General features: G+C 25.3%; 6 protein-coding genes. All 6 read left to right on the top strand.

From position 1 onward, the window contains the following. On the top strand, nt 1–338 hold a 338-nt coding region (locus tag KJQ97_RS08905), incomplete at its 5' end, for a hypothetical protein (protein ID WP_214120619.1). Between the two features lie 23 nt (nt 339–361). Beyond that, nucleotides 362–931 (top strand): elongation factor P, encoded by a 570-nt coding sequence (gene efp / locus KJQ97_RS08900; RefSeq protein ID WP_214117516.1) that lies wholly within the window; start codon nt 362–364, stop codon nt 929–931. A gap of 2 nt (nt 932–933) precedes the next feature. Continuing rightward, the gene (locus KJQ97_RS08895; protein ID WP_214117515.1) at nt 934–1,266 is read left to right on the top strand and encodes a hypothetical protein; all 333 of its coding nucleotides are present in this window, start codon (nt 934–936) and stop codon (nt 1,264–1,266) included. A gap of 38 nt (nt 1,267–1,304) precedes the next feature. Then, nucleotides 1,305–1,568 (top strand): DUF2018 family protein, encoded by a 264-nt coding sequence (locus KJQ97_RS08890; RefSeq protein WP_214117514.1) that lies wholly within the window; start codon nt 1,305–1,307, stop codon nt 1,566–1,568. Further along, entirely contained in the window at nt 1,568–2,353 is a 786-nt protein-coding gene (cmoB, locus tag KJQ97_RS08885) for a tRNA 5-methoxyuridine(34)/uridine 5-oxyacetic acid(34) synthase CmoB (RefSeq protein WP_214120618.1), read from the top strand. The genes KJQ97_RS08890 and cmoB overlap by 1 nt, the downstream gene beginning before the upstream one ends. 1 nt (nt 2,354) lies before the next feature. Next, nucleotides 2,355–2,831 carry a PaaI family thioesterase gene (locus KJQ97_RS08880; protein ID WP_214120617.1) on the top strand — a complete coding sequence of 159 codons (477 nt, stop codon included), beginning with the start codon at nt 2,355–2,357 and terminating at the stop codon, nt 2,829–2,831. Nucleotides 2,832–3,820 lie beyond the last annotated feature (989 nt).

Below are 3,820 nucleotides of genomic sequence, written 5' to 3'. Positions count from 1 at the left end.
AAATATCAAATAATGAGTGGTATGCTAAATTAGCTAAAGATGAATTGGGAGATTCTTACCCAATATCAAATGAACTTTATGTTCATTTTGAATTACAAGATACAGGTAATTTAAGTAAAAAGAAATTTTTTAAATTAAATATAGATAAAAACGATAATTATTCTTTATTTTGTGTAAAACAAACTATATCTAATTTAAATTTGAAATATTTTTTAATTAATAATAAAAAATATTCTCAGATAGTCATAGATACTAACAATATTTCTTTATTACATTACCTTATAGATAGTTTAAAAAACTATAATATCAATTCTGATTTTGAAGAAATTTGGATTTAATTTAATTTTAAAGGATTAACAAAATGGCATCTTATTCAATGGGTGATTTAAAAAAGGGTTTAAAAATAGAAATAGAAGGTGTTCCTTATAAAATAGTGGAATATCAACATGTAAAGCCAGGTAAAGGTCCTGCTTTTGTAAGAATAAAAATAAAATCTTTCATAAATGGTAAGGTTTTAGAAAAAACTTTCCACGCAGGTGATAAATGTGAATCTCCTAACTTAGTAGAAAAAGAAATGCAATATTTATATGATGATGGAGAATTTTGCCAATTTATGGATAATGAGACTTATGAGCAAGTAGCTATAACAGAAGAAGATGTTGGTGAAAGTAGAAAATGGATGATTGATGGTATGAATGTAAGCGTATTATTCCATAACGGAAAAGCAATAGGCGTTGAAGTTCCGCAAGTTGTTGAACTAAAAATAGTTGAAACTCAACCGAATTTCAAGGGTGACACACAAGGCTCTAATAAAAAGCCAGCTACTTTAGAAAGTGGTGCAGTTGTTCAAATACCTTTCCATGTATTAGAAGGGGAAGTTATTAGAGTAGATACTCAAAGAGGCGAGTATATAGAAAGAGCTAATAAATAATTATGAACGATAAAGCAAAGCGTGTAAAATACTTAAGAGCTTTAGAAAAGGCTGCTAATCGCTTTGCTTTAGCCTTAAAAAAAGAAGATTTTTCAGATGGTATTTTCGCATCTAGTATAGAGCAGAATTTAAAATTACTAAATAAATGTGAGCCTGTTTATCTTGATTCTACATATTCAAAAGAATTAGAAAATTTTGTGAATTTATGCTGTTTTTCTCAATTAGACAGATTTGAATTAATTAGCAAATTTAATACTCTAGAGAAAATAAAAAAGCAAAATCAATACAAAAAAACAAAACATAAAAATCAATTGTATGATAATTTATTTAGTTAAAATATGTTTTTATTTAAATAAGTTATTGGAGAATTAAAATGGATGATTTTGATAAATTATTTGAGACCACACCAGAAGAAAAACTAATAGATGTATTACAAAACGCACCAAGAGGTGCAGTTCAAAATACTATAGTAACGCATAGTAAAGAATTTTTGGCATTAAAATTATTATTAGAAAAGCAAAATATAGACTATACACAAGTTGAAGAATTTATATTTAATAATGATGCTTTGCTAAATGAAATGCTAAATGATGTTTTTATAGATTTAACAGCAAAAATTTTAGGGCATGAGGGATAATGAAAGTTATTTTTGATGATATTGTTGAAATTTATGATAATACATTAAATGAAGAAGATTTATTAATTAAAGCAAAAAGCCTTAAACCTTGGAGAAAAGGGCCTTTTAAAATAAATAATATTTTTATAGATAGTGAGTGGAAAAGCAATATAAAATATAATATTTTAAAAAAGCATATTAGTTGTATTGAGAATAAAATAGTGGCTGATGTTGGGTGCAATAATGGTTATTATATGTTTAGAATGCAAGAATTTAGACCGACTAAGATTGTCGGATTTGACCCTTCTCAAAGGTGCTATGAGCAATTTACTTTTTTAAATTCCTTATTTAAAACAAATATTGTATTTGAGAGATTAGGGGTAGCTGATTTACCAAGCTACAATCATAAATTTGATGTAATTTTTTGCTTAGGGGTGATTTATCACAGAAGCGACCCAGTGCAAATGCTAAAACAATTAAAACAAAGTCTAAACACTAATGGGATTGTATTTTTAGATACTATTTATTTTGATAGCGAACAACCTTTTGCTTTAGTTCCAGATACAAGTTATGCAAAAATGTCTAATGTATATTTTATACCAAGTATTAAAGCATTGCAAAATTGGTGTAAAAAAGCTAATTTTAAAGAATTTGAAATACTAGCAACTTCTAAAACAACAATAGAAGAGCAAAGGAAAACAGATTGGATTGATGGATATAGCTTGGAAGATTTTTTAAAAGATGATGATTTTACAAAAGAAGGTTATCCTGCACCAAAAAGAATATATATAAAATTAAAGGTATAAAATGGCTGAAGAAAAAAATGATATGGAAGAAAATTCTACAGAGATTAAAATCAATGTTGAAGCTTGCCCTACAATAAATACAGAAATTTGTGGCAACATTACCGAAACAGATGAAAATAAAGCAAATCTGCAATTAAAAATAACATCTGAATTAATTTCAGATTCTGAAGGTTTAGCGCATAATGGTTTTATATATTCTGCAGGAGCTTATGTTGCACAAGTAGCAATTAACAAAAAAAATACCTGTGTTATAGGCTCAAGAACTAGTTTTTTTGCACCGGCTAAAATAGGGGATATTATATCTTTTGAAGCAACTGCTAAATTTGATAATAGTAAAAAAAGAGAAGTTTTAGTAAAAGCATATATAAGAGAAGTATGTGTATTTGAAGGTATTTTTTATGTTCTAGTAACAGATGAACATATATTAAAAATGCAAAAAAGTGAATTAGCAAAATACCAGAGCAAAAAACAAGAATAATAATTTTCTTGTTTTATAAACTAAAACCTTTATAAAATAGCTTAAATTTAAAATTTAAAAATATTCTTTTATATGAATCAAATTCAAAATATATAATCCGTTTCCTTAATTTTAAGGAGACAGCACAAACTTTAAAAAGGAGTGGGTTTAAAAACCATTCCTTTAAAAAAAGAAAATTTTAAGCTTTAATTTAAATTTGATATTTTTTATCACTTTAAGCTAAGTTTTCTTAAACGCTAATTTAAGTTTAAATTAAGTTTTTAATTTTATCTTGAAAATGGCTTGAAACTATGTAGAAATGGTGTTTAAAGCTATTTTGAAAAGTCAATATTTTTTAAGTTTATTTTAATATTATTTTTAAATCCTTAAGTCACATCAAAAATCGTTAAAATATGATTTCAAGGACTTGCAACATTAATTCAGTTTTGTGAGTTTTGTGAAAATTATATTTGTTACACGTGCGTATTTTTGTGCGTTATTTGACCTAAATCAAAAACTATTTAAAACTTTATTACATAAAGCTTTAAGCAGCTTTTGAAATCAAGAATTTTAAAAAATAATCACTTTTTGTGTGTAACATATACATATACCCCTTATAATATTCAAAATGCTATTAAACACAACAAGTAAGCTTAAAATAGCATTTGAACTAATAGTTGCCAAAAAAGACTTAATAAGAATTTGTTATAAACAATCTAAAATCTTCAGTTTTATTAAAATCGCAGAGTGGTGATATGGTTTTAAAATACTAATTTGAAAATTATAGTTTTCAATACTAATATAATATATAAACATATTAAATATGCTAATAATCAATTTAGATTGCTTTATTATTAAAATAATTTAATAGTCTTACGGAGCTTAAATTATATACTTATACCAATCACTTATGTATTTTTTATATGCCTACGCCAATAATTTCAATACTATAAAAATACTTCATTTCCAAAAATAACAAAATTAGATTTAATAAGGTTTTAGAATTCAAT

The sequence above is a fragment of the Campylobacter sp. 2018MI01 genome (assembly GCF_018501205.1).
Taxonomy (GTDB): Bacteria; Campylobacterota; Campylobacteria; order Campylobacterales; family Campylobacteraceae; genus Campylobacter_E.
This window is presented reverse-complemented; position numbering and strand designations above follow the sequence as displayed.

Excerpts from the sequence above, each read along its gene's own strand:
- efp (WP_214117516.1), top strand. The coding sequence starts at position 362 with ATGGCATCTTATTCAATGGGTGATTTAAAAAAGGGTTTAAAAATAGAA.
- KJQ97_RS08880 (WP_214120617.1), top strand. The coding sequence starts at position 2,355 with ATGGCTGAAGAAAAAAATGATATGGAAGAAAATTCTACAGAGATTAAA.
- KJQ97_RS08895 (WP_214117515.1), top strand. The coding sequence starts at position 934 with ATGAACGATAAAGCAAAGCGTGTAAAATACTTAAGAGCTTTAGAAAAG.
- KJQ97_RS08890 (WP_214117514.1), top strand. The coding sequence starts at position 1,305 with ATGGATGATTTTGATAAATTATTTGAGACCACACCAGAAGAAAAACTA.
- cmoB (WP_214120618.1), top strand. The coding sequence starts at position 1,568 with ATGAAAGTTATTTTTGATGATATTGTTGAAATTTATGATAATACATTA.